Origin of the sequence: Mumia quercus, assembly GCF_025506335.1 — a bacterium.
GTDB classification, from domain to species: Bacteria; Actinomycetota; Actinomycetes; order Propionibacteriales; family Nocardioidaceae; genus Mumia; species Mumia quercus.
Genome location: NZ_JANZYO010000001.1, coordinates 543,821 through 569,862, shown reverse-complemented (window position 1 = coordinate 569,862; position 26,042 = coordinate 543,821). Strand labels below are relative to the sequence as shown.

Here is a 26,042-nt window from a genome sequence, read left to right as displayed (position 1 = left end):
CATCCTCGTACGAGCAGCTTGCCCGCGCTCAGACGCGGTCGGTGGGGCCGGGCTCCGGCTCCCCTTCCGCGTCTGAGAGCGCGTCGACCAGCTCGTCGTCGATCACGTCGAAGGGCTGGTCGTCCTCCTCGTAGCGGAACCGTTTCACGCTGTAGACCACGAGCCCGAGCGCGATGAGCGACGACAGCATCATGCTGAGACCTGTCGCCCACCCGTTGAAGGGGAGCTCGTCACCGAAGGGGCCGATCTCGGGGACCTTCGGGCCGATCCACCAGATGACACCCATCGTCATCACCGAGAACGCACCGAGCACGCTCAGCATGATGCGCGGCCAGGTCGCCACCCCGTAGCGCGCGGCGTCGAACGCCCTCGCCTTGATGGGCTCCACACGGCGGTTCGCCCACTCGTAGCGGTTGGACAGGATCGCGAGGCCGGCGACCATCATGAGCAGGCCCGGGCCTGGGAGCACCAGGGCCGCGATGCCGGCGACGACGAGCAGCCACCCGACCAGCTCGAGACCGGTCAGACGCAGCCAGGACAGGAATCCGCGGAGTCCGCTCTTCACTCGTGACCGCCCCATTCCCCCAGCATGCCAAACGCCTCGAAATCCCCCGCCCGTACGAGTCCCGCGCCTCACCGGCGCCGCAGCGACGCCGTCCGCGAGCGTTGGGCCACCCATCGTACGAGGGTCGCGGGGCTCATCGGCCCTCCGAAGTAGTAGCCCTGGAAGGCCAGCTCGGCACCGTCGCCCGGCGCGTTCGCCCGGACCGCTTCGACCTGCGACTGGCGCTCGATGCCCTCGACGACGGTCTTGAGGTGCAGTGCCGCCGCCATCTCTAGCATCGACGCGAGCACGGCCGCGCTCTGGGGCTCGGTGTCGATCTCCTGGGAGAAGAAGCGGTCGAACTTGAGGAGCTGGACCGGGAGGCGCCGGAGTCGCTCGAGCGAGGAGAAGCCGACCCCGAAGTCGTCGACCGCGAAGCTGACCCCGCGCGCGAGCAGCCGCTCCATCACGCCTGAGGCCATGAGGTCCTCGCTGATCCAGCCGGTCTCGGTGATCTCGAGGGTCAGCGGGTGCGGCGCCAGCGACTCGACGGCGTGCTCGACCGCCGCGACGAACGCGGAGGACCCTAGCTGGGGCGCCGAGAGGTTCACGGCGATCGCCGTGTCGGGTGCGAGCGCGCGGTCCAGCTGCGGACGGTCGTGGCAGACCTGCTCGAGGACGAGCGTCCCGATCGACTCGATGAGGTCCGCTTCCTCGGCCAGCGGGATGAACTCTGCTGGCGAGATGACCTCCCCGTCCTCGGTCCAGCGTGCGAGCGCCTCGATGGCGAGCAGGCTCTGGTCGACCGCGGAGACGATCGGCTGGTAGACGACCCGCAGCCGACGCTCGTCGATCGCCCGCCGGAGCCTGTCGACCAGCTCGAGCGAGCGCACCCGCTCGACCCCCATCGCCGCACTGTAGACCACGACCCTGTCCCTTCCTGCACGCTTTGCGGCGTACATCGCGATGTCGGCGTTGCGCAGGAGGTCGGCAGCCGCGTCGACCAGCGAGCCCGTCACCACGGTGGGCGCTGCTGCCGTGGCCACCCCGACGCTGACGGTGATGTCGATCGAGCGCGAGTCGACGAGCAGCGGACGCGCGACGATCTCGCGCACCGACTCGGCGACCTCCTGCGCCTCGGCCTCGATGCCCAGCTCGCCCCCCTCCCCGCAGACGAGGATCGCGAACTCGTCCCCACCCAGCCGTGCGAGGTGGACGTCGGGCGGCAGCTCGGACGACAGCCGCGTCGCCACCTCGATCAGAGCCCCGTCGCCGGCGGCGTGCCCGAACTGGTCGTTCACCCGCTTGAAGCCGTCGAGGTCGCAGAAGAGGACGGCGCACCTGCGTGCGGCCTCGCGGCCGGCGGCGCCGACGGTCGCCAGCTCAGCGGCCACCGTCTCGAGGAAGACGGACCGGTTGCTGAGCTTCGTCAGAGGGTCGCGCTGCGCGTTGGCCACCAGGTCTCTGTTCATCCGCATCCGGGACAAGGCCTCCTCTGCCTGCTGAGCGATCGACTCCAGCGCCTCAGCCCATCCGAGCGTGCTGCGAGGCGGGCCGTCCTTGGTCGTCGTCTGGATCACCAGCCAGAAGACGTCGTCGCCGGAGATGAACAGCCGGCGAAGGTCTGCCGAGTGCGGCAGCTCCGCGCGCAGCCCCGAGCCCGGGGTCTTGCCGAGCTGGCGGACGCCGAGGTCGAGTGCGGTGAGCACCTGCGCCTCGGTGGACGCCGAGTGCAGCGCGCCGGCCGTCTCGAACAGCACGTTGAGGCGGCGCGCCGTCTCCCGCTCGCGGGTCAGGCCGGTCACGGCGACGAACACGATCGCGAGCGCGGGGACCACCGCGAGCAGGGTCCACGGCGACTCCGTGCGGTAGAGCAGCACGCACACGTAGCCCATCGCGTTCACGCCGACGAAGACGGCGTAGAGCGTGAGCACCTCGTACGTGCGCGAGGCGAGGGCACCGCCGGGAGGCATCGAGAGGTCGTGCACCCACAGCACCGACGCCACGATGTCGACGACGAAGGCCAGCGTGAAGGCGAGCAGGAGCGTGAGCACCTCGCCGTACCCGAAGGTCCCGGTGTCGAGCGCCGCCACGACGGCGACGGCGATACCGCCGCACACGATCGACAGCGCCGAGTCGAAGACCCTGCGGCTACGAGGGAACCCCAGCACCTGCGCCAGGACGACGCCTCCGGTCCACAGCAGGAGCGCCTGCGGCCAGTCGACGGTCAGCGACAGGAAGAGCAGCACGCAGGACTCGGTGCCGACGACGAGCCAGTCGTCGTACCGGTCGAGGTAGAGCGGTGCTGCGCTCGCCAGGACGATCGCGGGAAGGCTGAGCAGCCACCACGGCTCGATGCTCCACCCGCGCGCGAGGACGGCGACCACCGCGACCGCGGCGACGACGCAGGCAGCCACGACGACCACGCCGGTGAGGAGCGAACGCGTCAGCCGCGGCGCTCGGTTCATCGACGGTCCCCCTGTGGTCGCACCCGCCGGCGTCACCGCCGACGCATCGACACCATCCAACCAGCCGCTACGCGTCCCGGCACGGACTTGTCCGGCTCGGCGCGCCAGGCCAGGTCACGGCCTCTCGACGAAGATGTGAGACGCGGCCTCGGGATCGATCTCGGCCGTCTCGCCGCCGCGGGCCACGACGACGCCGCCGTCGGGCGCAGGCGAGACGAGGACGTCGTTGCCGGGCAGGACGCCGACGCGGCGCAGCACCGACATCGCCGTCGTGTCCTTCTGGAGCTCCTCGCCGATGCGACGGACCACCAGGCGCGACGCGTCGCCGTTGCCCGCCAGCGCGGCGGTGAGGTGCATCACGCCGTCGCCCAGGAACGCCTCGGCGACCTCGTCGGTGTCACCGAGCTCACCCAGGCCTGGGATCGGCGTACCGTACGGCGACTCGGTGGGGTGCTCGAGGAGCGCGACGAGCTTGCGCTCGACCTGCTCGGAGATGACGTGCTCCCAGCGGCACGCCTCCTCGTGGACGTACTCGATCTCCAGACCGATCACGTCGGTGAGGAGCCGCTCGGCCAGCCGGTGCTTGCGCATGACGCGAGTGGCCAGAGCGCGCCCCTGGTCGGAGAGCTCGAGGTGGCGGTCGCCCTCGACGGTGAGCAGACCGTCACGCTCCATCCGGGCGACCGTCTGGCTCACCGTCGGACCGCTCTGGTGAAGACGCTCGGCGATGCGCGCGCGCAGAGGAACGATGCCTTCTTCTTCGAGCTCGTAGATGGTCCGCAGGTACATCTCGGTGGTGTCGATCAGGTCGCTCACGGCACCTATTGTTCCAGATCGGGCAGACAGGCCGGCCCCCCGTGAAGATGGGCAGATGCCGACCTCGGTGATGTGGTTCCGGCGCGACCTGCGCCTGCGTGACAACCCCGCCCTGCGGGAGGCGGTCGCCGCCGGGCCTCGGGGCGTCGTCCCCCTCTTCGTCCTCGACCCGCGGCTGTGGGAGATCGCCGGTCCGGCCCGCCGTGCCTACCTCGCCGGCTCTCTGCGCGACCTCTCCGGGCGGCTCGGCGAGGCCGGTCTGCACGTCGTCGAGGGGGATCCGGCGGTCGAGGTCGCCCGCGTGGCCCGCCGGGCCGGGGCATCGAGCGTCCACGTCGCGGCCGAGCACACCCCGTACGCCCGACGCCGCGACGCCGCGGTGGCCGACGCCCTCGCCGAGCACGGCGCGACGCTGGTCCGGACCGGGTCGCCCTACGCGGTCGCACCGGGGCGGGTCGCGAAGGGCGACGGCGGACGCTACCGCGTCTTCACCCCGTACTACGCGGCGTGGCGCGAGCACGGGTGGCGCGCACCTGCTCCCGGCGTCCGCGAGGTGCCCTGGCTGCCGCCAGGCGGGCCGTCGCGCCGCATCCCGGAGGTCGTCGCGCCGGACGGGCTCGCGCTCCCGCAGCCCGGTGAGGCGGCGGCGCTGCGGAGATGGCGGGCGTTCGCCGAGCACGACCTCGAGGAGTACGCGACGGCGCGCGACGTTCCCGGCGAGGACCGCACCTCGCGGATGTCGGTCCACCTGCGGTGGGGCGAGATCCACCCGCGCACCCTGCTGGCCGAGCTCAGGGACGGCGCGGGCGCCGAGGCGTACCGGCGCGAGCTCGCCTTCCGGGAGTTCTACGCCGACGTGCTCGACCAGCGGCCGGACTCCGCGTGGGACTACCTGGTGCCCGGCTTCGCCGCGATGGCCTATGACCAGCCGGGCGGCGACCTCCAGGCGTGGAAGGAGGGACGGACGGGCTTCCCGTTCGTGGACGCCGGGATGCGCCAGCTGCTCGCGCAGGGGTGGATGCACAACCGCGTCCGGATGGTCGTCGCCAGCTTCCTCGTCAAGGACCTGCACCTGGAGTGGCAGCACGGCGCGCGGCACTTCGCCACCCATCTCGTGGACTTCGACCTCGCCTCGAACCAGCACGGGTGGCAGTGGGTGGCCGGCTGCGGCACGGACGCGGCGCCGTACTTCCGGGTCTTCAACCCCGTCACCCAGGGCAAGACGTTCGATCCCGAGGGCACCTACGTCCGCCGGTGGGTCCCCGAGCTCGCCGAGGTCCCCACGCGCTGGGTCCACGAGCCGTGGCACATGGAGGAGCCACCCGTCACCTACCCGGCGCCTCTGGTCGACCACGCAGAGGAGCGGGCGGAGGCGCTGCGCCGCTACGCAGCGATCCGGTGACACCGCGGCCGACGCCGCCCGCGCGCGTGAGAACGTGGGGCCATGACGACCACGACGATCGCGTCCCGGTTCAACGGCCCGGACCGCTCCGGCAACGGCGGCTACGTGGCCGGCGTCGTCGCCTCCCCCCTCGCCGCACCCGGTGCCATCGTGACCTCCACGCTGCGGGTGCCGCCGCCGCTGGAGGTCCCGCTCTCGCTGACGGTCGAGGACGGCCGGGCGGTGCTGGCCGACGGTGGCACGGTCGTCGGCGAGTCGCAGGCGGGAGCCTTCGACGTGGACCCTGCACCCTTCGTCGGGGAGACGCTCGCCCGCAAGGGGTACGAGGCGTACGCGGGTCGGGTCGAGCACCCGTTCCCCCACTGCTTCACCTGCGGCACGGCGCGGGCACCCGGCGACGGGCTCCTGGTCTTCACCGGCCCGGTCGACGACGCCGACCACCCCGACACGGTGGCGGCGACCTGGACGCCCCACGCGGCGTTCGGCGGGGCCGACGGTCAGCTGGCGCCGGAGGTGACCTGGGCCGCGATCGACTGCCCGGGCGGCTGGTCGGCCCACATCGACGCGACGCCGATGGTGCTCGGCCGGATGACCGGACAGGTGCTGAGCGCGCCGGTCGCCGAGCGCGAGTACGTCGTCGTCGGGACGTTGCGTGGCGTGGACGGTCGCAAGCACCGCACCGGCACCGCGCTGTACGAGCGGGACGGGACGCTCGTCGCGCGTGCCGAGCAGACCTGGATCGCGATCGACATCGCCGCCTTCCGCTGACGCGCGGCACGTTGCGGCCTTCTCCCTAGACTGAGAGCGGCTCGCAGCGCGGCGCACCCTCGATCGAGACCTGGACACCTGGAGGACGTACTCGTGGCACCAGATCCGACCCGCACGACACCGTGGTGGCGCGACGCGGTCTGCTACGAGATCTACGTCCGCTCGTTCGCCGACGCCGACGGTGACGGCGTCGGCGACCTGCGGGGCGTCACGGCTCGTCTGGACTACCTCGAGAGCCTCAACGTCGACGCCCTGTGGCTGACGCCCTTCTACACCTCGCCGCAGGCCGACCACGGCTACGACGTCGCCGACTACCGCGACGTCGACCCCCGCTTCGGGACGCTCGCGGACTTCGACGAGATGCTCGCGGGCGCGCACGCGCGCAACCTGCGGGTCATCGTCGACCTCGTCCCCAACCACACCTCGTCCGCACACCCGTGGTTCGTCGCGGCGCTCGCCGACGGGCCGGGGAGCGCAGCCCGCAAGCGGTACCTCTTCCGCGACGGACGCGGGCCGGACGGGGTGCAGCCGCCGAACAACTGGCAGTCGCTCTTCGGCGGGCCGGCGTGGACGCGCGTCGCCGACGGGCAGTGGTACCTGCACCTCTTCGACCCCGAGCAACCCGACCTCAACTGGGACGACCCCGACGTGGGCGACGAGTTCGAGTCGGTCCTGCGCTTCTGGCTGGACCGTGGCGTGGACGGCTTCCGGGTCGACGTGGCGCACGGACTCTTCAAGGAGTCGGGGTTGCCCGACGTCGAAGGCATGACCGCGGCAGGCGAGACTCTCGACGACACCATGTCGCAGTGGGACCGACCGTACTGGGACCAGCCGGGTGTGCACGACGTCTACCGACGGTGGCGCCAGGTGCTCGACTCCTACCCGGGCGACCGGATGATGATCGGCGAGGCGTGGGTGGGGACCCCGGAGTCGATGGCGCGCTACGTCCGGCCGGACGAGATGAGCCAGGTCTTCAACTTCCACTGGCTGTCGACGCCGTTCTCCGCCCCGGCACTGCGCGACGTGATCGCCGCGACGTACGCGGCGGTGGGCCCGGTCGGCGCGAGTCCGACCTGGGTCCTGTCGAACCACGACGTGGTCCGTACGGTGACCCACTACGGCGGCGGCGACCTCGGGCTGTCGCGCGCCAAGGCGTCGATGCTCGCGATGCTGGCGCTCCCCGGGGCGGCGTACGTGTACCAGGGCGAGGAGCTCGGGCTCCCGCAGGTCGAGGTCGCCCCCGAGGACCGGCAGGACCCGACCTGGCTGCGTGGAGGCGGGGTCGGACGCGACGGGTGCCGCATTCCGCTGCCGTGGTCGGGCGACGCGCCGCCGTTCGGGTTCTCTCCCGAGACGGCCGAGCCGGTGCGCACCTGGTTGCCTCAGCCGGCCTGGTTCGCCGACTACACCGTCGAGCGCCAGAGCCGTGACCCGTACTCGACGCTCGCCTTCCTCCGCTTCGCGCTCGCCCGCCGGCGAGAGGTCGTGCCCGGCCTGTCCCACGAGTTCCACATGCTGGACCGCGGTGCCGACGTGGTCGCGTTCCGCCGAGACGGTGTCGACGGCGCTCCCGGGGTGACCTGCGTCGTCAACTGCGGGACGGAGGACGTGCCGGTCGGTGACCTGGGCACGCCGCTCGTGCTCTCCGCCGCGCTGGCGGAGAGCACCGGTCACCTGCTGCCGAACTCGGCAGCCTGGTTCCAGTCCTGACGCTGCTCGCGGAGCACCTCGTCGAGCCGGCCGAGGTCCCCGACGAAGAACCACCCCAGGCCCTCGTCCTCTCCCACGCGCCGGGGCCGCCGACGCAGCCGTGCTCCGTCGATCACGAGGATCGCGTCGGCGGGAGTGGAACGCAGGACGGCGTGCTCGACCCGCAGCGGTCCTGACAGGAGCTTGCGTCGGCCCTCGCGCGAGAGGTCGCGGTACGACAGCCCGGGCGCCATCCTCCCCATCCCCGTGACGACGAGGTCGGCGTCGAGCCGTGAGACGACACGTTCGAGCGACAGCGAGTCGACACGTCGCGGAAGCCTCAGGTAGCGCACCGGGAGGTCGTAGCGGACGCGCAGCTCTGCCGCGAGATCGGCGTCGGCACGACGCACGCTCGCCTCGACGCGTTCGTCCCTGGAGCCGCCGCCGACGACGAGCTTGGTCAGGGTCGCTCCGTTGAGGAGCGCGGCCACCGTCGCGACGAGCAGCAGGGCGCCCGAGCTGTGTCCGTGGCTGGCCACGACCAGCACGTTGCGGCGGGGGGCGTCGGGGATACCGCGCAGCACCTGGACGGTCACCGCCGGCCACGCGTCCGTCGTGAGACGGGCCACCGCGTCGATGGCGGAGAGGAGCACGCGCTCGGCGGAGAACAGCGAGGATGGGATCGTGACGAACGCGGCGCCGCTGGCGCGCGCGATCCGCATGATGCGGTCCACGGTCAAGGTGGGCACGGGCGAGCCCGACACGGCGGGCTCCGCGGTCACGGCGGGCGGGCGGGCCTCCTCGCGGAACACGAGGATCGTCTCCTCGGTCAGCGAGCCCACCTGCTCGAACGCGCGCTGGGCCTGGACGGAGCCGTCGTGGGCGATCACGTGGGCGAGCGGCAGCCGCGGCTGGGACTCGGTCATCGCGTCACGCCCGTGCGCATCGTCTCATCGTAGGCGCGGACCGCCCGACCGGCAGAGTTGCATAACGATATATCGTGATCTATCATCGACACATCATGAGATTCAACGAAAGGACACCTCATGCGAACCCCAGAAATCGACCCCCGAACGGGCTTCGACCCGACCTCCTCCCGCCGCCGGCCCCGCCCGGGCAGGCGTGACCACCGCGGGCACGACCGCGGCTTCGGCCCCGGCTTCGGTCCCGGCTTCGGCGAGGGACGCCGCGGTGGGCGCGCTCGTCGCGGCGCCGTGAAGCTGGCAGCGCTGTCGGTCATCGCCGACGGCCCCACCAACGGCTACGGCCTCATCACGACGTTCGCCGAGCGCACCCACGGTCGCTGGCGTCCGAGCCCCGGATCCATCTACCCCGTGCTGCGACGCCTCACCGAGGACGGCCTCATCGAGCCGACCGACGAGCAGGCGACGCAGTTCCGCATCACCGACGCGGGCACGGCCTACCTCGCCGACCGCGCCGACGACGTGGCCCAGGCATGGGAGAGCACGAACCCGCGCTCGCAGACCCAGGAGGACCTGCACACCAGCGCCCGAAAGCTCGTGCGCGCCGCCCGGCAGCTCGACGACGACGGCACCGACGACCAGCGCGAGCGCGCGGTCGCGATCCTCGACGAGGCACGCCGCCGCATCTACGGCCTCCTGGCCGAGTGACGTCTACGGGGCGGGCCGGCGGGCGTCGTAGCGCAGGAAGCCACGCTGCCACGCGACAGCGAGCAGCGTGGCGACCATGCACGCGACCCCGCCGTAGAGCATCGCCCCGGCCTCCGAGGTGAGCTCGGCCACCGACCCCGCCACGAACTCCCCCAGCCTCGGGCCGCCCGCGACCACGACCGTGAACACGCCCTGGAGCCGACCCCGCAGCTCGTCGGGCGCCGCCTGCTGGAGCATCGTGCTGCGGTAGGCCGCGCTCACCATGTCGGCCGAGCCCGAGAACGCCAGCATCACGACTACGAGCCACAGCACGCCGGGCAGGCCGATCGCCGCAACCCCCGCGAGCGCGACCGCCGCCCCGTACGCGAGGACCGCGACGACGACGGCGACACCCTGACGGTGCACCCGGCTGATCCAGCCCGAGAGGGCGAACGCCACCAACGACCCGATCGCGGGCGCGGCCTGCAGGAGCCCCAGCGCGGACGGCCCGCCCGCGTAGACCGTCAGCGCGAGCGCCGGGAAGAGCGCACGCGGCTGCGCGAGCACCATCGCGCACAGGTCCACGACGAAGGTCATCCGCAGGTTCGGCGCACGGCGCAGCCACTGGATCCCTTCGACGACCGAGCGCAGGCCCGGCACCCGCCCCCGCTCCCCCGCGGGCGGGATCGCCGGCAGGCGCACCAACGCGTACAGCGCGGCGGAGAACGTGATCAGGTCGACCGCGTACGTCGACGTGACGCCCCACCACGCGATCATCACGCCGCCCAGCAGCGGACCGACCGTGAAGCCGAGGTTGTACGCCGCCATGCTGAGGGCGTTCGCCGCCGGCAGCAGGCGCGCCGAGATCAGGCGCGGGATGATCGCGGACCGGGCCGGGCTGTTGATGGCGAACAACCCGCTCTGGACCGCGACCACCGCGTACAGCAGGCCGACCGACTCGATCTCGAGGACCGCCTGGGCGAGGAGCACCGCCGTGCAGAGCCAGAGCCCCGCCGCGGTCCAGAGCGCGACCTTGCGCCGGTCGTAGTGGTCGACCAGCGCCCCGCCGTACAGACCGAGCGCCACCAGAGGGATGAGCGCGACGATCCCGAGCGTCCCGACCGCGAACGGCGACTCGGTGAGGATCCACACCTGGTACGCGACGGTGACGGTCGCCATCTGCTGCCCGAGCTGGGAGACGGTGTGGCCGACCCAGAGCCTCCGGAAGTCCGCCGACTCCCTCAGCGGACGGACATCGGTCAGTACCCGTCCCAGCCCCGCCTTGCCACGAAGGCGATTGTGCCGCGCACCCGGTCCACGGCCGCCGGAGGGCCCGATAACCGGTTGGCTCGGACCGCGGCGAGGCGTACGGTCGTACGTACACGGGAAGGAGGTGGTCCGAAGAATGAATGACTTCAGGACATGTGAGGTGGCTGTCCGCTAGCCACGGTGCAGGGGCTTTTCCGCACCGTGCGGCGAATCCCAGCAGCCACCCGACCCGCGGGGGCCGAGATGTTGTCCACTCGGCAGCCAACCCCGCGGGTCGTTCTGTGTCTGCAGACCCTCAGGGCGCGAGGCGCTCCCGCTGCCAGCCGTCGTCGACGCGCGTGAAGCGGATGCGGTCGTGCATGCGCCCCGTACGTCCCTGCCAGAACTCGACGACCTCGAGCGCGACCCGGTAGCCGCCCCACCACGGAGGTCGCGCCACGACGTCGGGGTACGTCGCCGCCGCGGCGTCGTAGGCGCGCTCGAGCGCGACGCGGTCCGGGACCACACGTGACTGGCTCGAGGCGACGGCGCCGAGCTGGGAGCCGCGTGGCCGCGACGCGAAGTACGAGTCGGACAGGTCGTCGCCCACCCGTGAGACGTGCCCCTCGATGCGGACCTGCCGTTGCAGCGGGTGCCACAGGAGCGCGAGGGCGGCGTGCGGATTGAGCTCGAGCTCGTCGCCCTTGCGCGACTCCCGATTGGTGTAGAAGACGGCTCCGTCGGCGTCGAACCCCTTGAGCAGCACGATCCTCACCGACGGCCGCCCGCTCGGCGTGGCCGTCGCGAGTGCCATCGCGTTGGGGTCGTGGATGCCGGAGGCGACCGCCTCCTGGAGCCACCTCGCGAACAGCGCGACGGGGTCGTGCCCCGCCTGCGCCTCGCTCAGGCCCGCCGCCTCGTACTCCTCGCGCAGAGCCGCGATCGCCTCCGAGTCCATGGACAGCACCCTACGAGACTCCGTCGACGCGAAAGAGAGCACAATGACCGGCATGACTGACGTACCCGACACGGCGACGGTCCACGAGGGCCTCGAAGGCGTCATCGCCTTCGCCACGCAGATCGCCGAACCCGACAAGGAGGGGTCGTCGCTGCGCTACCGCGGCGTCGACATCGAGGAGCTCGTCGGCCGCGTGCCCTTCGAGAAGATCTGGGGCCTGCTGGTCGACGGAGCCTACGAGCCGGGGCTCCCGCCGGCCGAGCCGTTCCCGATCCCGGTCCACTCCGGCGACATCCGCGTCGACGTCCAGAGCGCGATCGCGCTGACGGCCCCGGCCTGGGGCCTCGGCCAGCTGTACGACATCGAGGCCGAGCAGGCGCGTGACGACCTCGCCCGCACCGCGGTGATGGTGCTGTCGTACGTCGCGCAGGCCGCTCGCGGCCTCGGCCAGCCGATGGTGCCGCAGTCCGAGATCGACAAGGCGACGACGATCACCGAGCGGTTCCTCACCCGGTGGCGCGGCGAGGCGAACCCGGACCACGTCAAGGCGATCGACGCGTACTGGGCCTCCGCGGCCGAGCACGGCATGAACGCCTCGACCTTCACCGCGCGCGTGATCGCGTCGACGGGCGCCGACGTCGCAGCCGCGCTCTCCGGTGCGGTCGGCGCGATGTCGGGTCCGCTCCACGGCGGTGCGCCCTCGCGGGTGCTCGGCATGATCGCCGACGTCGAGCGCACCGACGACGCACGCACCTACGTCAAGGGCCTGCTCGACGCCGGCGAGCGGCTCATGGGCTTCGGGCACCGCGTCTACCGCGCCGAGGACCCGCGGGCCCGCGTGCTGCGACGCGCCGCGCGCGAGCTCAACGCGCCGCGGTACGCGGTGGCCGAGGCGCTGGAGGAGGCCGCGCTCGCCGAGCTGCGCGAGCGCCGCCCGGACCGGGTGCTGGAGACGAACGTGGAGTTCTGGGCGGCCATCGTCCTCGACTTCGCCGAGATCCCCCCGCACATGTTCACGTCGATGTTCACCTGCGCCCGCACGGCGGGGTGGAGCGCGCACATCCTCGAGCAGAAGCGCACCGGGCGCCTGATCCGTCCGTCGGCGGTCTACACCGGACCGGCTTCGCGGCCGGCCGAGAGCGTCGACGGCTGGGACCCCGCCTGGGCCTAGCCCCTCCCCCGCGTACGCCGCGGCGCACCCTTTTCGAGCCTGCTCGAATCGGGTGGCGGCAGTGCTCCTGGTCGGACGAGCCTGGTGGCCCGTAGTCGTGGCCACCAGGCCCCAGGAGACAGGAGTGTGCCCAAATGCGAGGGATCTGGGAAGCGCGCGAGCGCCGTCAACCCGTGGACAGAGACGAGTCACGCACCATGTGGGTCCGTGCCCGGCTGCTCGTGGTCGCGGCCGCAGCGATGCTGATGACGATGCTGGTGGGCATCGGCGTGACCGCCACCGCCACCCCCGCTCACGCAGCCACCCCGACCTGCACCGAGGCGGTCCGGAAGTACAGCGCGAGCGGCGAGCGCATGTTCATCCCTGTCCAGTACTCCACCCTCAGCCCCACCTGCGTGATGAAGCGCGGGAACAGGAACAACGCGGTGAAGTACCTCCAGGAGGTCATGCGGGACACCTACGACTACAACATCGCGGTGGACGGCGACTTCGGCCCCGCGACGCAGAGCGCACTGATCAGTCTTCAGCGACGCCTCGGCATCACGGCCGACGGCGTCTACGGGCCTCAGACCCGTGACGCCATCTGCTGGCCGCTCTACTACGAGCCGTACGCCTGCTGGTGGTACGACGAGTAGAGGATCAGTCAGCGCTGGTCGTACGCGGCGAGGATCGCGTCGGCGGCGTTCGTGGCGGGCACCTCTCCCGCGAGCACGCCGGCGCGCACCTCGTCCAGCACACCGCGCACCGACTCCGAGCGCCGCAGGCGCTGGTCGAGCTCGTCGCGGACGAGCGCCCACATGAACTCCAGCTGCTGGGCCGCGCGTTTGTCACGCAGGCCGGCGGCGCCGAGGAACTCGCGGTGCCGCAGCACCCGCATCCAGACGGTGTCGACGCCGTCGCCCTCGAGTCCCGAGCAGGTGAGCACCGGCGGGACCCATCCGGTCGTCCCGGCGTGGACGAGCCGGATCGCGCCCGCCAGGTCGCGAGCGGCGACCCGCGCCTCAGGCTCACGGTCACCGTCGGCCTTGTTCACCGCGATCACGTCGGCGATCTCGAGGATGCCCTTCTTGATGCCCTGGAGCTGGTCACCGGTGCGCGCGAGGGTCAGGAAGAGGAACGTGTCGACCATCCCGGCGACCGTCACCTCCGACTGGCCCACACCGACCGTCTCGACCAGGACGACGTCGAAGCCCGCGGCCTCCAGCACGAGGATCGCCTGGGTCGTGGCGCGGGCGACCCCTCCGAGCGTGCCTGCCGAGGGTGACGGGCGGATGTAGGCCGACGGGTCGGCCGCGAGCTCCGGCATCCGCGTCTTGTCGCCGAGCACCGAGCCACCTGTCCGCACCGACGACGGGTCGACAGCCAGGACGCCGACCTTGTGACCGGACCCGGTCAGGTGGGTGCCGAGCGCCTCGATGAACGTCGACTTGCCGACGCCGGGCACGCCCGAGATGCCCACCCGCGCCGCTCCTCCCGCGTGCGGGGTGAGCGCCGCGAGCAGCTCGCGTGCGGCGGCTCGGTGGTCGTCGCGCCGGGACTCGACGAGCGTGATGGCACGCGCGACCGCAGCGCGCTCGCCGGCTCGTACGCGCTCGGCGAGATCCGCGACGTCGACCATCAGTGCTGCAGGGTCGTCCGGAGCTTGTCGAGCAGCTCCAGCGCCGACTCGGCGATGACCGTGCCGGGGAGGAACACCGAGGCTGCGCCCATCTCCTTGAGCGTCTCCACGTCGTCCGGCGGGATGACGCCGCCGACGACGACGAGCACGTCGGGGCGGCCCAGCTCGGCCAGCGCGTCACGCAGCGCGGGCACGAGCGTGAGGTGGCCGGCCGCCAGCGACGACACGCCCACGACGTGGACGTCGGCGTCGACCGCCTGCTGGGCCACCTCCTCCGGGGTGGAGAAGAGCGGGCCCACGTCGACGTCGAAGCCCATGTCCGCGAAGGCGGAGACGATGACCTTCTGGCCACGGTCGTGCCCGTCCTGGCCCATCTTGGCGACCAGGATGCGCGGGCGACGGCCCTCGGCCTCCTCGAACGCGTCGGTCGCGGCGATCACGCGCTCGACGTTCTCGGCCTTGCCTGCCTCGGAACGGTACACACCAGAGATCGTACGGATCACGGCCTTGTGGCGTCCGTAGACCTTCTCGAGCGCGTCGGAGATCTCGCCGACGGTGGCCTTCGCACGCGCCGCGTCGACGGCGAGGGCGAGCAGGTTGCCGTCCAGCGACCCGTCCTTGCTGGCGCCACGGCCGGCGGACTCCGTCAGCGCGTGCAGCGAACGCCGGACCGCGTCGTCGTCGCGCTCGGCGCGCAGGCGCTCCAGCTTGGCGACCTGAGCCGCGAGCACGGCCCGGTTGTCGACCTTGAGCACCTCGAAGGGCTCCTCGGTGTCGACGCGGTACGTGTTGACACCGATGACGGCCTGCTGGCCGGAGTCGATCCGCGCCTGCGTCCGCGCCGCAGCCTCCTCGACGCGCATCTTGGGGATGCCCGCCTCGATCGCCTTCGCCATGCCGCCGGCCCTCTCGACCTCCTCGATGTGGCCCCAAGCGCGGCGTGCGAGGTCGTGCGTCAGCTTCTCGACGTAGTACGAGCCGCCCCACGGGTCGATCGTCGCCGTCGTCCCCGACTCCTGCTGCAGCAGCAGCTGGGTGTTGCGCGCGATCCGGGCCGAGAAGTCGGTCGGCAGTGCGATCGCCTCGTCGAGCGCGTTGGTGTGCAGCGACTGGGTGTGGCCCTGCGTCGCGGCCATCGCCTCGATCGCGGTGCGCTGCACGTTGTTGAAGACGTCCTGCGCGGTCAGTGACCAGCCGGAGGTCTGGCTGTGCGTACGCAGCGAGCTCGACTTCGGGTTCGTGGGGTCGAACTGCGCCACCAGCCGCGACCAGAGGGCGCGGGCCGCACGCATCTTGGCGACCTCCATGAAGAAGTTCATGCCGATCGCCCAGAAGAACGACAGCCGAGGCGCGAAGGCGTCGATGTCGAGTCCCACGTCGAGCCCGGCGCGGATGTACTCGACGCCGTCGGCCAGCGTGTACGCGAGCTCGAGGTCGTTCGTCGCCCCGGCCTCCTGGATGTGGTAGCCGGAGATCGAGATCGAGTTGAACTTCGGCATCCGCTGCGCCGTGTAGGCGAAGATGTCGGAGATGATCCGCATCGACGGGGCCGGCGGGTAGATGTAGGTGTTGCGGACCATGAACTCCTTGAGGATGTCGTTCTGGATCGTCCCCATGAGCTGCTCCGGCTTCACCCCCTGCTCCTCGGCCGCGACGATGTAGAGGGCGAGCACCGGCAGCACGGCGCCGTTCATCGTCATCGAGACGCTCATCTTGTCGAGCGGGATGCCGTCGAAGAGCGTGCGCGTGTCGTAGATCGAGTCGATGGCGACACCCGCCATGCCGACGTCGCCGACGACCCGCGGGTTGTCGGAGTCGTAGCCGCGGTGCGTCGCCAGGTCGAAGGCGACCGACAGTCCCTTCTGGCCCGCGGCGAGGTTCCGGCGGTAGAAGGCGTTCGACTCCTCGGCCGTCGAGAAGCCCGCGTACTGGCGGATCGTCCACGGCTGGGTGGTGTACATGGTCGGGTACGGCCCGCGCAGGAACGGCGCCAGACCGGGGTACGTGTCGAGCGCGTCCAGACCGCTCAGGTCCGCAGCGGTGTAGAGCGGGGCGACGTCGATGCCCTCGGGCGCGGTCCACGCCTCGGCGCCGTCGGCCGCCCGGTCGTACGCGGCACGGTCGGCCTCGTACGGGGTCTCGGGGTCGAGCGGCAGCCCTGCGAAGGAGTCCGGGATGCTCATGCGTCTGCTCCGTTCTCGCCGGTGGCCGCGGTGGCCGCCGATCCCGCGCCGAGCCTGCCTCGCGTCTCGTGGAGGAAGGTCAGGGCGTCCACCCCCATGGCGGCCGTGGCGTCGACCTCGACGCCGTCGACCGGCTTGCCGGCGAGGATCACCCACTGGGCGCCCGCCGCGCGCAGCGCCGCGACGAGGTCGGCGCCCCACTCCGCGTACGCCTTGTCCGGACCTGCCAGACAGACGACGGGAGCACCGTCGTACGCCGCGAGGACTTCGTCCACCCCGCTGGTCGGGCCGGCGGTGACGGTCTCGATGCCGCCGGCGGCCAGGAGGTTCGCGACGAACGTGACGCGGGCGGTGTGGCTGGCGACCGGTCCCATCGTCGCGAGGAAGACGGGCGTGGCGACCGGGTTGTCGCGCAGCGCCTCGAAGGCGGCGCCCCAGCGCTGGAGGGGCTCGGCGCCCTCGGGGTACGGGGTGCGCTCGGGCAGGATCTCGCGCAGGTTCGGGAACTCCGACAGTCCGGTCATCGGGCGCTGACGGCGGGCGATCTGCGCCTCGCGCTCGCGGGCGACTGCGGTGTGCCGGGCGGTCAGCGAGCCGTCCTCGATGGCCTCACGCACGCCGCCCACGGCCTCGATCCGGCCGAGCTCGTCCCAGCCGGCACGCGCGAGGTCGTCGGTGAGCCGCTCGACCGCGTACGCCCCGCCAGCGGGGTCGGTCACCGCGGCGACGTGGGACTCGGCGATGAGCAGCGACGAGGTGTTGCGAGCGATCCGGCGACTGAAGGCGTCCGGCAGGCCGAGCGGGGTGTCGAACGGGAGCACCGTGACCGAGCTCGCCCCGCCGACGCCGGCGGCGAACGCGGCGACGGTCGTGCGGAGCATGTTCACCCACGGGTCGTACTTGCTGAGCATCACGCGAGAGGTGACGGCGTGCTGCACCTGTCCGCGCGAGACCTCGGCGGCACCGGAGAGGTCGGTGAGCCGGTTCCACGTGCGGCGGGCGGCGCGGAGCTTGGCGATCGTCGTGAACTGCTCGTCGGTCGCGGCGAACCGGAACTCGACGAGGGCGAGCGCCTCGTCGATGCTGAAGCCTGCCTCGGCGAGGAGGCGAAGGTACGCGGCACCGACGGCCAGCGCGTACCCGATCTCCTGGGCGTCCGAGGCCCCCGCGTCGTGCGCCGCGGTCGCGTCGACCACGAAGGCGGCGATCCCCCGCTCGGCCGCCTTGCGGGCGCCCTCGACGACGACGGTCTCGAGGTGCAGGCCGCTGCCGTACCCGCGCAGCGTCGCGCCGATCGGGTCGAGGCCGAGGTTGGTGCCGGGAGCGGGGGTCACCGCCCGCTCGTCGAGGTAGCGGCAGAAGGTGTCGGCGGCGGCGAGCGCGTCGGCGCGGGCCTCGATGACGACCGGGGCGAGGTCGACGAACACGCGGTCGAGGACCGTCGCGAGCGCATCCGGCGCGATCGCCTCGGGCCCCAGCCGGAGCCACAAGGACGTCGCGCCGTTCTCGAGGTCGGTGAGGACGGCCTCCGCCGTACGGGTCGCGTCGGGGTCCTCGTGGAGGACCCGCACATCCCAGCCGTCGTCGCTGCGGCGCGCCTGCACGCCACGGACGTACGGCGCCTGTCCCGGCAGACCCGGATCGGGGAGATCGGCCACGAGCTCGGGCGTCCCGAGCGGCGTCACCGCGAGGTCGTCGAGCGTACGAGTCGCCAAGGCGTCCCACACCGCGGAGTCGGGCTGGTCTTCGGTCAGCCTCCCGGACTTGCGGAGGACGGCGGCCGCGGACTTCTCCCACGCTTCGCGGGAGTACGTCGCGTCGCCGCTCAACGACAACTCGCTCATGGAGCGCATCGTACGGATGACGCCTGTGTAACAGCCACCCGCTGGGGTGCGGTGTGACGTACCGCACCCCAGCCCGTCCGTCCCCGATTCGGGCAGTTCCCCACCGAAGTCCCCCGTGCGATCGGTGGAGTAGTGCCCAAATCGGGGACGGGGTGGATCAGATGGTGCGCTTGACCTTCCAGATGCCGACCCACAGGCCGACAGCGCAGGTCGCGAGGGCCGCGACGACGCCCCAGGCGACCGTCGAGTCCCACATCGTGCCGGAGAAGAGCGTGCGCTCGGCGTCGACGATGTAGGTCAGCGGGTTGAACTTCGAGACCGCCTGCATCCACTCCGGACCTGCCTCGAGCGGCAGCATCATGCCGGCGAGGAGCAGGAGCGGGAAGATCAGCGACTGCTGCACGCCCCAGAACACCCACTCGCGGTTCTTCGAGGCGAGCCCGAGCGCGTACGAGAGGGAGCCGAGGCCGATCCCGAACACGCCGAGGATGAGTAGACCGACGAGGACGTGCGCCGGGTAGAACGACAGGCCGAACGGGATCGCGACCGCGGTGATCAGCAGCGCCTGCACGACGAGCGGGGCGAACTCCTTGAGCGCGCGCCCGACGAGGATGGAGGAACGGTCGAGCGGCGTCGCGAGGATCCGCTCGTACGCCCCGGTCATCAGCTCGTAGAGCAGGTTGCCGCCCACCATGCCCGTACCGAAGATCGCGATCATCACGAGCACGCCGGGCAGGAACCACTGCAGCGCCGACTCGCCGTCGATCGACCCCGCGCCGAGCATGCCGTCCAGGAGCGGGCCGAAGAGCCCGAGGAAGACCAGCGGCTGGAGCAGGGAGAAGATCAGCGTGAACGGGTCGCGCAGCGTCACGAGGATCTCGCGGATGAACACCACGCTGGTGTCGTGGACCCACTTGGCCGCGCGCGTGCGCTCCGGAAGCGGGCTGGCGGTCGGGGCGTGGGTGCCTGTGGTGGTGTCGGTCGTGGCGGTCATGCTGCCTCCTCGCGCAGGCTCCGGCCGGTCAGGTTGAGGAAGACGTCGTCGAGCGACGCCTGCTTCACGTCCGCGGAGCCGACCGTGACGCCGACCGCCTCCAGCGAGCGCAGGACGGGCGGGACGAGGTCGGGCCCGTGGTTGGTCGCCAGCACGAGGCGTACGGAGCCGTCGGGAGCGACGTGGTCCTCGACGCGACTGACGTCGTCAGGCAGCACGGACCGGGCCTTCTCGACGACGACCGCCGCCGTGTCGGCACCGGGAACGAGGCCGAGGGTGACCACGTCGTCGGCGAAGTCTCGCTTCAGCGCCGTCGGGGTCGCGTCGGCGATGACGGTGCCGTGGTCGATCAGGACGATGCGCTCGGCCATGGCGTCGGCCTCGTCGAGGTAGTGCGTCGTGAGGAGCATCGTCATCTCGTTCTCGACGCGCAGCCGCATGATGTGCTCCCACAGGTTCGCCCGGGCGTGCGGGTCGAGACCGGTGGTCGGCTCGTCGAGGAACAGCAGTCGCGGGTGGTTCATCAGGCCCATGGCGACGTCGAGGCGGCGACGCTGCCCGCCCGACAGGGAGAGGACGGTGCGCTTCTCCATGCCCGAGAGCTCGAGCGCCTCCAGCAGCTCCGCCGACCGCTGGCGCGCCACGTCGGCCGGCACGGAGTAGAACCGGCCCTGGTTCATCAGCTCGTCGCCCACCCGGTAGGAGTAGCCGCCCGCGTTGCCCTGGCCGATGTAGCCGATGCGTGCCCGCACCTCGGCAGGGTCGCGGACCACGTCGTACCCCGCCACCATCGCCGACCCCTCCGTCGGCGTGAGCAGCGAGGTCAGCATGCGCAGGGTCGTGGACTTGCCGGCGCCGTTGGGTCCCAGGAACGCCACCAGCTCGCCGTCGGCGACGTCGAGGTCGACCTGCTTGACCGCCTCGACGACTTCCTTCTTGCGCTTGAAGGTCTTCGTGAGCCCGCGCGCGGCAACCATACTTCTCGTACGGCGTACTGAATCTGTCATGCGCGCAACAGTACGCTGTACGATAAAAAGAGGCAAGCCCGTTTTGAGGAGAGTGGATGACGCACGAAGAGGCACCGCCCACGCACCGGTACGCCGCGCTGTGGGAGCCGCCCGTCGTCTCGAGCCGTGGCCGGCCCCCTCGCGTGACCCGCGACGCCGTGGTCGACGCGGCGGTGGCCGTCGCCGACGCCGAGGGCCTCGCCGCCGTCTCCATGCGCTCGGTCGCCCGCGCCCTCGGTGTCGGCGCGATGACCCTGTACTCCCACGTCCCGGGACGCGACGAGCTCGTGGACGCGATGGTCGACCGGGCGTACGCGGACTTCACCCTCCCCGACCCCGACCTCCCCTGGCGCACCGCGCTGGGCGTCTACGCGCGCGGCTACTGGAAGCTGCTGCGCCAGCACGCGTGGCTCACCGACGTGAACCCGTGGCGCCTCCCCCTGGCCCCGCACGTGTTCGAGGCCCAGGAGGCGGCCTACCGGACGCTCGTCGACACCGGCCTCACGGCGAGCCAGGTCGTCGAGACCGTCGAGATCGTGAACAACGCGGTGACGGGCGCCGCGCGGTCGGCCGCGGCCGAGGACGCCGACCGGCGTTCTCAGGGCACGGACTACGCCGCCTACTGGGCGCAGACCAGCGACTTCTGGGAGAAGACCTTCGACCCGGCGCGGTTCCCCACGATGACCCGCCTGTGGAGCGAGGGCGCCTTCGACAACGCGACGACACCGTTCGAGCCCGCGATCGAGGGGCTCCTCGACACGCTCGAGCTCCTGATCGCGCACGCGCAGCGCGAGGGGGCTGCAACGATCCCCAGCTTCGAGTCGTGCATGGCGCGCTACGAAGAGGCGGTCGCCGAGGAGATGCGCGCGATGAAGGAGTGAGCGCCCCGACCTCGCCTGTCAGCTGCGACAGGCACCGGCAAGAATGAACGCGTGCAGATCCCGAAGAAGCTCCTCCCGTCCGACGGCCGGTTCGGATCCGGTCCGTCCAAGGTTCCTCACCAGGCGATGGAGGCGCTCGCGACCTCGTCGGTGATCGGCACGTCGCACCGCCAGGCGCCCGTACGCGCGCTCGTGGGCTCGGTGCGCGAGCAGATCCGTGCGCTGTACTCGCTGCCCGACGACTACGAGGTCGTGCTCGGCGTCGGCGGCTCCACCGCCTTCTTCGACGCCGCGACCTTCGGGTTGATCCGGGAGCGCAGCCAGCACCTGGCGTTCGGCGAGTTCGGGGCCAAGTTCGCCCGCGCGGCCGAGCGTGCACCCTTCCTGGGCGACCCGACCGTCGTCACGAGCGAGCCGGGCACCCACCCCGATGCGCACCCCGAGGCCGGCATCGACGTGTACGCCTGGGCGCACAACGAGACCTCGACCGGCGTGACCGCCCCCGTACGCCGGGTGGAGGGAGGCGACGACGGCGCGCTGGTCATCATTGACGGCACGTCGGCGGCCGCCGGGATCCCACTCGACATCACCCAGTGCGACGTGTACTTCTTCGCCCCGCAGAAGGCCTTGGCGTCCGACGCCGGCATCTGGTTCGCGGTCATGTCGCCCGCCGCCCTCGCGCGGGTCGAGGAGATCGCGGCGTCCTCGCGCTGGATCCCCGCGTTCTTCGACCTGGCGGCCGCCGTCGACAACTCGCGCAAGGACCAGACGTACAACACGCCTCCCCTGGCCTCGTTGGTGTGGACCGACCTCCAGCTGCGCACGATCCACGAGAACGGGGGGCTCGCCTGGTCCGTCGCCCGCTGCGAGGACTCGTCCTCGCGTCTCTACGGGTGGGCCGAGCAGTCCTCGTACGCGACGCCGTTCGTCGCCGATCCCGGCAAGCAGTCGCCGACGGTCGTGACGATCGACCTCGAGGGCGTCCATGCCTCCGCGGTGACCGCCGCGCTGCGGGAGAACGGCATCGTCGACATCGACGGCTACCGCGGCCTCGGTCGCAACCAGCTGCGCATCGCGACGTTCCCGGCGATCGAGCCCGACGACGTCACGCTGCTCACGCAGTGCCTCGACTACGTCGTCGAGCACCTCGACGACTGAAGGCTCAGTCGAGGTCGATGACCCCGCTCGCCGGGGCCAGCATCGCCGCGCGCTGGTCCTCGGGAAGCGTCACGCGGCGGATCGGGGAGGGCAGCCCCTCGCTGCCGACGAGCACCGAGATGCCGTTGGGCTCTGCCGCCAGCGACTCGCTCTGGCCGCCCTCGGGGATCGGCGACGACCAGGTCTCCTCCCACGTGGTGGCGTCGAGGACGTGGATGCCGAGGTAGGTCCGCAGGACGACGCTCGCCCCGTCGGGGAGGAAGTCGCCGTCGGTCACCAGCGCGGGGATCTGCGCGTCGGCGATCGGCTCCGCGACGTTGACCGTCTTCGGGTCGAGGCGCTCGGGCAGGCGGTAGAGCTGCCCGCCGAGCAGGCCCTTGGAGACGATCGACATGCCGCCGGCCGGGTCGGCGAGCAACGCCTCTGCGTCGGTGTTGCCGTCGGCGTAGCGCACGCGGTAACGGGTCGGCTTGACCTGCTTCGTGCCGAGCACAGGCTCGTCGAGGGCGTAGAGAGCGACCGTCGCGCGGACCGCGTCGTTGTCACCGATGTCGGCGACCCACAGCTTGCCGGTGCGGTCGATCGCCAGCGCCTCGACGTCGACGACGTCGAAACCGACCAGCCGGGTCGAACCCACGACGTCACCGGAGGCGACCTCGATCGTGAAGACCACCGGCTCGTTGCCGGAGTCGTTGACCGTGTAGGCCAGCGACGGGTCGCGCTTGCTCAGGACGAGCGCGCTCGACTCGCGCAGACGCGCGTCCGTGACCGTGCTGACCTGCTCGACGGAGGGCTCGTCGGCGCGCGCCTCGCGCGCGAGGGCGGTCACCAGGACGACCACGAGGAGGACGACGAGAAGGCCAGGGATCAGGGCCCTGCGGTGTCGCGGATTCATCGACTCGGGGTCACTCCTGCTCGTGCTCACCAGTCCGGAACAAGCCAACACCCCCGACGCACGAGGATAGACCCTGGCCCTGGCCGGCGTACAGCCGCGGCAGGCACCGAGAAGATCAGGCGGAGGCCTCGGCGAAGCGCCCCTCGACCTCCTTCCGCAGGTCCGCGCGTCCTTCGAGCTCGAGACGGTCGGAGTCCCTCCCCCACAGCCAGAGGTAGACCGCGTGCGGCGACCCCTCGACCACCAGGTCGACCGGTGCGTCGTCGTCCTCGTCGACCTCGACCGAACGACGCGAGAGGGTGAGCGTCCAGGCCCGACCGTCGGCGACGATCCTGACCCGCGCGTCGACGGGGAAGGCCGTGACCTCGTCCTCGTCGTCCCACCACGGGCCGCCCAGGAAGACGGTCAGGAACTCCCCGATCCCGTCGAGCGCGACCTCCGGCTCGATCGGCGTCACCGCGGCGCCGGCGGCCTGCTCGGCGTCGACCCGGTGAACGGTCGCCTCCAGCGCCATCCGCCGGAACCAGAACCCGTTGGAGCGGTCGCCCGGCCACCAGGTGTGCCGGACCTCGCGCGGACCACGCTCCTGGAGCTCGGCGAGCAGCGTGGCCGTCTCCTCCGCGAGCAGGCGGCGTACGTCGCTCGTGTCGAGGTCCTCGATCGGCCACGGCGGCTCGCTCGCGCTCCGCATCGACTCGACCTTGTGGCGGAAGACCAGCCCCACGTGCTCGAGCAGGTCGCGCGCCGTCCATCCCGGACAGCCCGGGACGTCGGCGTCGAGGTCCTCGGTGATCTCGAGGATCCGGTCGACCTCGGTGCGGATCACCGCGAGGTACAGGTCCCAGGGAAGGCGATTCTCGTGGTTCGGCCTCGGAGCCATCCCTCCAGCGTGCCACGCCTCGGCGTGAGGGTCACCGTTTCTCGCGTGGTGGTCACCGTCGCAGGGCCGGCGACTGCGGCGTCTGCGCCTCGCCGGCGTCGAGCCGGTCGGCATCGTCCAGCGCCTCGACGGCGTCGGAGGTCCGGACCGCGGCGCGGGGGTCGCGGGGCACCAGCAGGAGCCGCGGCCGGTGCCGGAGGTCGATCTGGAGGTGCAGGCCCGCACGCACCAGGTAGAACACCGTCGCAGCCAAGATGCCCGCACCGGCGACGAGCCCGCCCAGGATGAGGGTCCACCGGGCGCCGAACGTCTCCCCGATCCACCCGATGACCGGGGCGCCGAACGGCGTACCACCCATGAAGACCATCAGGTACAGCGCGGCGACCCGTCCCCGCATCTGCGGCGTGACCGTCAGCTGGATGTAGGCGTTCGCCGCGGTGATCATGGTCAGCGCGCTCAGTCCGAGCAGCGGCAGCACGAGCGCGAAGGTGAGGTACGTCGGCATCAGGCCGGCGGCCACCTCCACGACGACGAAGACCAGCGCGGCCCCGACGACGAGCCTGCGTGTCGGGCGTTCGCGGCGGGCCGCCACGAGCGCACCCGCGAGCGACCCGATCGCCATGATCGACCCGAGCACGCCGTACGCCTGCGCCCCCTTGCCGAAGACCTCGGTGGCCATCAGCGCCGACGTCATCTGGAAGTTCATGCCGAACGTGCCGACGAAGAAGACCGTCGTGAGGATCAGCACGAGGTCGGGTCGCGACCGCACGTACCGCACCCCCGCGCGGACGGCGCCCCTGCCGCGCGAGGCGGGGGTCGCCGGACGGAGCTCGCGGGCGCGCAGGGCGACCAGCGACAAGAAGACGGCGAAGTAGCTGATCGCGTTGAGCAGGATCACCCAGCCGGTCGCCACCGGCCCCGAGCCGAGCGCGGCGATCATCACGCCGGCGACCGCGGGGCCGATCATGCGACCGGAGTTGAACGAGGCGCTGTTGAGCCCGACCGCGTTGGCCAGGTCGTCCTTGCCGACCATCTCGACGACGAACGACTGACGCGCGGGCGCGTCGAAGGCCGTCCCGACGCCGAAGAGGAACGCGAGGACGTACACGTGCCAGGCCTCGGCGACGCCGGTGATCGCCAGGATGCCGAGGAGCGCAGCCGGGAGCGCCATCATCACCTGCGTGACCATGAGGACGCGCCGCTTCGGGAAGCGGTCGGCGACCACACCGGCCAGGGGCGAGAGCAAGAGGGCAGGCAGGAGCTGGAGCCCGGTCGTGATGCCGAGCGCCGTCCCGCTGCCGGTGAGCGCGAGGACCAGCCAGTCCTGGGCGACGCGCTGCATCCACGTGCCGACGTTCGACACGAGTGCGCCACTGGCGTAGATGCGGTAGTTACGGACGGAGAGCGAGCGGAAGGTCGGGCTCACTCACTCACCACCAGCTTCTCGAGGAGCACGGAGGCGTCGCGCAGCGTCGCCCGCTCCTCGGTGGTGAGGGCGGCGAGGCGCGCGGCCAGCCAGGAGTCGCGTCGGGCCCGCTCGACGGCGAGGACCTCGACGCCCTGGGCGCTCAGGGACACGACGACCTGTCGGCGGTCGGTCGGGTGGGGCTGGCGCTCGGCCAGGCCCTTCTCGACGAGGCAGTTGACGGTACGGGTGGCCGAGGGCGGCTGGACCTGCTCGATCGCGGCGATCGCTCCTGGACTCAGGGGTCCGTGCTTGTGCAGCGTCGCCAGCACGGCCATCTGGTTGGGGGTGAGCTCGGAGTGCCGTTCCTGACGGAGGCGGCGGTTCAGTCGGGCCACCGACGACGCGAGGTTCTGGGCATCGGTAGGCATACGACCATCATAGGTCGTTAACCACGTTAATTAAACTCGTTAAGGAATGACGTCGGTCACCCTCCCCGTACG

Annotated in this window: 22 protein-coding genes and 1 pseudogene; 8 read left to right on the top strand and 15 right to left on the bottom strand. The window is 71.6% G+C overall.

All coding sequences use genetic code 11. The features are described 5' to 3' along the window. Positions 1-28: 28 nt before the first annotated feature. The 3 genes from NYZ95_RS02730 to NYZ95_RS02720 all read right to left on the bottom strand — a co-directional run bounded on the left by NYZ95_RS02730 (position 29) and on the right by NYZ95_RS02720 (position 3,828). Positions 29-580, bottom strand: a complete 552-nt coding sequence (locus tag NYZ95_RS02730; RefSeq protein WP_262848443.1) for a PGPGW domain-containing protein — start codon at positions 578-580, stop codon at positions 29-31. Positions 581-633: 53 nt separating this feature from the next. Beyond that, positions 634-3,012 carry a putative bifunctional diguanylate cyclase/phosphodiesterase gene (locus tag NYZ95_RS02725; RefSeq protein WP_262848441.1) on the bottom strand — a complete coding sequence of 793 codons (2,379 nt, stop codon included), beginning with the start codon at positions 3,010-3,012 and terminating at the stop codon, positions 634-636. A gap of 114 nt (positions 3,013-3,126) precedes the next feature. After that, on the bottom strand, positions 3,127-3,828 hold the full coding sequence (locus tag NYZ95_RS02720; RefSeq protein ID WP_262848440.1) for an iron-dependent transcriptional repressor DtxR: 702 nt from the start codon (positions 3,826-3,828) through the stop codon (positions 3,127-3,129). A gap of 55 nt (positions 3,829-3,883) precedes the next feature. Between NYZ95_RS02720 and NYZ95_RS02715 the strand changes: the two genes are divergently transcribed. From NYZ95_RS02715 to NYZ95_RS02705, 3 genes are all read left to right on the top strand, one after another. After that, the gene (locus NYZ95_RS02715) at positions 3,884-5,230 is read left to right on the top strand and encodes a cryptochrome/photolyase family protein (RefSeq protein ID WP_262848439.1); all 1,347 of its coding nucleotides are present in this window, start codon (positions 3,884-3,886) and stop codon (positions 5,228-5,230) included. A 42-nt stretch (positions 5,231-5,272) separates the two neighbouring features. Beyond that, positions 5,273-5,998 (top strand): hypothetical protein, encoded by a 726-nt coding sequence (locus tag NYZ95_RS02710; protein WP_262848438.1) that lies wholly within the window; start codon positions 5,273-5,275, stop codon positions 5,996-5,998. A gap of 93 nt (positions 5,999-6,091) precedes the next feature. Continuing rightward, positions 6,092-7,708 (top strand): glycoside hydrolase family 13 protein, encoded by a 1,617-nt coding sequence (locus NYZ95_RS02705; RefSeq protein WP_262848436.1) that lies wholly within the window; start codon positions 6,092-6,094, stop codon positions 7,706-7,708. On the opposite strand, the gene NYZ95_RS02700 is transcribed toward NYZ95_RS02705, so the two are convergent. Then, entirely contained in the window at positions 7,669-8,613 is a 945-nt protein-coding gene (locus NYZ95_RS02700) for a hypothetical protein (RefSeq protein ID WP_262848435.1), read from the bottom strand. The two genes, NYZ95_RS02705 and NYZ95_RS02700, sit on opposite strands and share 40 nt — an antisense overlap. A gap of 120 nt (positions 8,614-8,733) precedes the next feature. On the opposite strand from NYZ95_RS02700, the gene NYZ95_RS02695 reads away from it, so the two are divergent. Further along, positions 8,734-9,318, top strand: a complete 585-nt coding sequence (locus NYZ95_RS02695; protein ID WP_262848434.1) for a PadR family transcriptional regulator — start codon at positions 8,734-8,736, stop codon at positions 9,316-9,318. Between the two features lie 3 nt (positions 9,319-9,321). Here NYZ95_RS02695 and NYZ95_RS02690 read toward each other — a convergent pair whose 3' ends face one another. Both NYZ95_RS02690 and pdxH read right to left on the bottom strand, forming a co-directional pair. Then, positions 9,322-10,542, bottom strand: a complete 1,221-nt coding sequence (locus NYZ95_RS02690) for an MFS transporter (RefSeq protein ID WP_262848693.1) — start codon at positions 10,540-10,542, stop codon at positions 9,322-9,324. Positions 10,543-10,861: 319 nt separating this feature from the next. Next, positions 10,862-11,503 (bottom strand): pyridoxamine 5'-phosphate oxidase, encoded by a 642-nt coding sequence (pdxH, locus tag NYZ95_RS02685; RefSeq protein WP_262848433.1) that lies wholly within the window; start codon positions 11,501-11,503, stop codon positions 10,862-10,864. A gap of 52 nt (positions 11,504-11,555) precedes the next feature. On the opposite strand from pdxH, the gene NYZ95_RS02680 reads away from it, so the two are divergent. Next, positions 11,556-12,674, top strand: coding sequence for a citrate synthase 2 (locus NYZ95_RS02680; RefSeq protein WP_262848431.1), 1,119 nt, complete (start codon positions 11,556-11,558; stop codon positions 12,672-12,674). A 173-nt stretch (positions 12,675-12,847) separates the two neighbouring features. Beyond that, positions 12,848-13,309 (top strand): peptidoglycan-binding domain-containing protein, encoded by a 462-nt coding sequence (locus NYZ95_RS20280; RefSeq protein WP_262848429.1) that lies wholly within the window; start codon positions 12,848-12,850, stop codon positions 13,307-13,309. Positions 13,310-13,317: 8 nt separating this feature from the next. On the opposite strand, the gene meaB is transcribed toward NYZ95_RS20280, so the two are convergent. The 5 genes and pseudogenes from meaB to NYZ95_RS02650 all read right to left on the bottom strand — a co-directional run bounded on the left by meaB (position 13,318) and on the right by NYZ95_RS02650 (position 20,320). Then, positions 13,318-14,292 carry a methylmalonyl Co-A mutase-associated GTPase MeaB gene (gene meaB, locus NYZ95_RS02670; RefSeq protein WP_262848428.1) on the bottom strand — a complete coding sequence of 325 codons (975 nt, stop codon included), beginning with the start codon at positions 14,290-14,292 and terminating at the stop codon, positions 13,318-13,320. Then, positions 14,292-16,394, bottom strand: a pseudogene (gene scpA / locus NYZ95_RS02665) (methylmalonyl-CoA mutase); the annotation flags it as partial. The gene meaB and the pseudogene scpA, both read right to left, overlap by 1 nt. Positions 16,395-16,471: 77 nt before the next feature. After that, positions 16,472-18,319, bottom strand: coding sequence for a methylmalonyl-CoA mutase family protein (locus NYZ95_RS02660; RefSeq protein WP_262848424.1), 1,848 nt, complete (start codon positions 18,317-18,319; stop codon positions 16,472-16,474). Positions 18,320-18,476: 157 nt separating this feature from the next. After that, on the bottom strand, positions 18,477-19,313 hold the full coding sequence (locus tag NYZ95_RS02655) for an ABC transporter permease (protein WP_262848422.1): 837 nt from the start codon (positions 19,311-19,313) through the stop codon (positions 18,477-18,479). Continuing rightward, positions 19,310-20,320 carry an ABC transporter ATP-binding protein gene (locus tag NYZ95_RS02650; RefSeq protein ID WP_262848420.1) on the bottom strand — a complete coding sequence of 337 codons (1,011 nt, stop codon included), beginning with the start codon at positions 20,318-20,320 and terminating at the stop codon, positions 19,310-19,312. Before NYZ95_RS02650 ends, NYZ95_RS02655 begins: the two co-directional genes overlap by 4 nt. Positions 20,321-20,376: 56 nt before the next feature. Between NYZ95_RS02650 and NYZ95_RS02645 the strand changes: the two genes are divergently transcribed. Both NYZ95_RS02645 and serC read left to right on the top strand, forming a co-directional pair. After that, positions 20,377-21,201: a TetR/AcrR family transcriptional regulator gene (locus NYZ95_RS02645; protein WP_262848418.1), complete on the top strand. Its 825-nt coding sequence runs from the start codon at positions 20,377-20,379 to the stop codon at positions 21,199-21,201. Between the two features lie 51 nt (positions 21,202-21,252). Next, positions 21,253-22,359: a phosphoserine transaminase gene (gene serC, locus NYZ95_RS02640; protein WP_262848416.1), complete on the top strand. Its 1,107-nt coding sequence runs from the start codon at positions 21,253-21,255 to the stop codon at positions 22,357-22,359. A 4-nt stretch (positions 22,360-22,363) separates the two neighbouring features. Here the strand turns inward: serC and NYZ95_RS02635 are convergent, their stop codons facing one another. The 4 genes from NYZ95_RS02635 to NYZ95_RS02620 form a co-directional block, all read right to left on the bottom strand. Next, positions 22,364-23,254: a hypothetical protein gene (locus NYZ95_RS02635; protein ID WP_262848414.1), complete on the bottom strand. Its 891-nt coding sequence runs from the start codon at positions 23,252-23,254 to the stop codon at positions 22,364-22,366. A 115-nt stretch (positions 23,255-23,369) separates the two neighbouring features. After that, positions 23,370-24,134: a maleylpyruvate isomerase family mycothiol-dependent enzyme gene (locus NYZ95_RS02630; RefSeq protein ID WP_262848413.1), complete on the bottom strand. Its 765-nt coding sequence runs from the start codon at positions 24,132-24,134 to the stop codon at positions 23,370-23,372. A gap of 52 nt (positions 24,135-24,186) precedes the next feature. Then, complete coding sequence (locus NYZ95_RS02625) at positions 24,187-25,560, bottom strand: MFS transporter (RefSeq protein WP_262848412.1); 1,374 nt, start codon at positions 25,558-25,560, stop codon at positions 24,187-24,189. Continuing rightward, positions 25,557-25,970 (bottom strand): MarR family winged helix-turn-helix transcriptional regulator, encoded by a 414-nt coding sequence (locus NYZ95_RS02620; RefSeq protein ID WP_262848410.1) that lies wholly within the window; start codon positions 25,968-25,970, stop codon positions 25,557-25,559. Before NYZ95_RS02620 ends, NYZ95_RS02625 begins: the two co-directional genes overlap by 4 nt. Between the last annotated feature and the right edge of the window lie 72 nt (positions 25,971-26,042).

Bases quoted from the DNA above. Each gene is read 5' to 3' on its own strand.
- meaB (WP_262848428.1), bottom strand. From the start codon at position 14,292: ATGGTCGACGTCGCGGATCTCGCCGAGCGCGTACGAGCCGGCGAGCGC.
- NYZ95_RS02650 (WP_262848420.1), bottom strand. From the start codon at position 20,320: ATGACAGATTCAGTACGCCGTACGAGAAGTATGGTTGCCGCGCGCGGG.
- NYZ95_RS02700 (WP_262848435.1), bottom strand. From the start codon at position 8,613: ATGACCGAGTCCCAGCCGCGGCTGCCGCTCGCCCACGTGATCGCCCAC.
- NYZ95_RS02715 (WP_262848439.1), top strand. From the start codon at position 3,884: ATGCCGACCTCGGTGATGTGGTTCCGGCGCGACCTGCGCCTGCGTGAC.
- NYZ95_RS02695 (WP_262848434.1), top strand. From the start codon at position 8,734: ATGCGAACCCCAGAAATCGACCCCCGAACGGGCTTCGACCCGACCTCC.
- NYZ95_RS02660 (WP_262848424.1), bottom strand. From the start codon at position 18,319: ATGAGCGAGTTGTCGTTGAGCGGCGACGCGACGTACTCCCGCGAAGCG.
- NYZ95_RS02680 (WP_262848431.1), top strand. From the start codon at position 11,556: ATGACTGACGTACCCGACACGGCGACGGTCCACGAGGGCCTCGAAGGC.
- NYZ95_RS02725 (WP_262848441.1), bottom strand. From the start codon at position 3,012: ATGAACCGAGCGCCGCGGCTGACGCGTTCGCTCCTCACCGGCGTGGTC.
- NYZ95_RS02620 (WP_262848410.1), bottom strand. From the start codon at position 25,970: ATGCCTACCGATGCCCAGAACCTCGCGTCGTCGGTGGCCCGACTGAAC.
- NYZ95_RS02630 (WP_262848413.1), bottom strand. From the start codon at position 24,134: ATGGCTCCGAGGCCGAACCACGAGAATCGCCTTCCCTGGGACCTGTAC.
- pdxH (WP_262848433.1), bottom strand. From the start codon at position 11,503: ATGGACTCGGAGGCGATCGCGGCTCTGCGCGAGGAGTACGAGGCGGCG.
- NYZ95_RS02730 (WP_262848443.1), bottom strand. From the start codon at position 580: ATGGGGCGGTCACGAGTGAAGAGCGGACTCCGCGGATTCCTGTCCTGG.
- NYZ95_RS02645 (WP_262848418.1), top strand. From the start codon at position 20,377: ATGACGCACGAAGAGGCACCGCCCACGCACCGGTACGCCGCGCTGTGG.
- NYZ95_RS02635 (WP_262848414.1), bottom strand. From the start codon at position 23,254: ATGAATCCGCGACACCGCAGGGCCCTGATCCCTGGCCTTCTCGTCGTC.
- NYZ95_RS02655 (WP_262848422.1), bottom strand. From the start codon at position 19,313: ATGACCGCCACGACCGACACCACCACAGGCACCCACGCCCCGACCGCC.
- NYZ95_RS02710 (WP_262848438.1), top strand. From the start codon at position 5,273: ATGACGACCACGACGATCGCGTCCCGGTTCAACGGCCCGGACCGCTCC.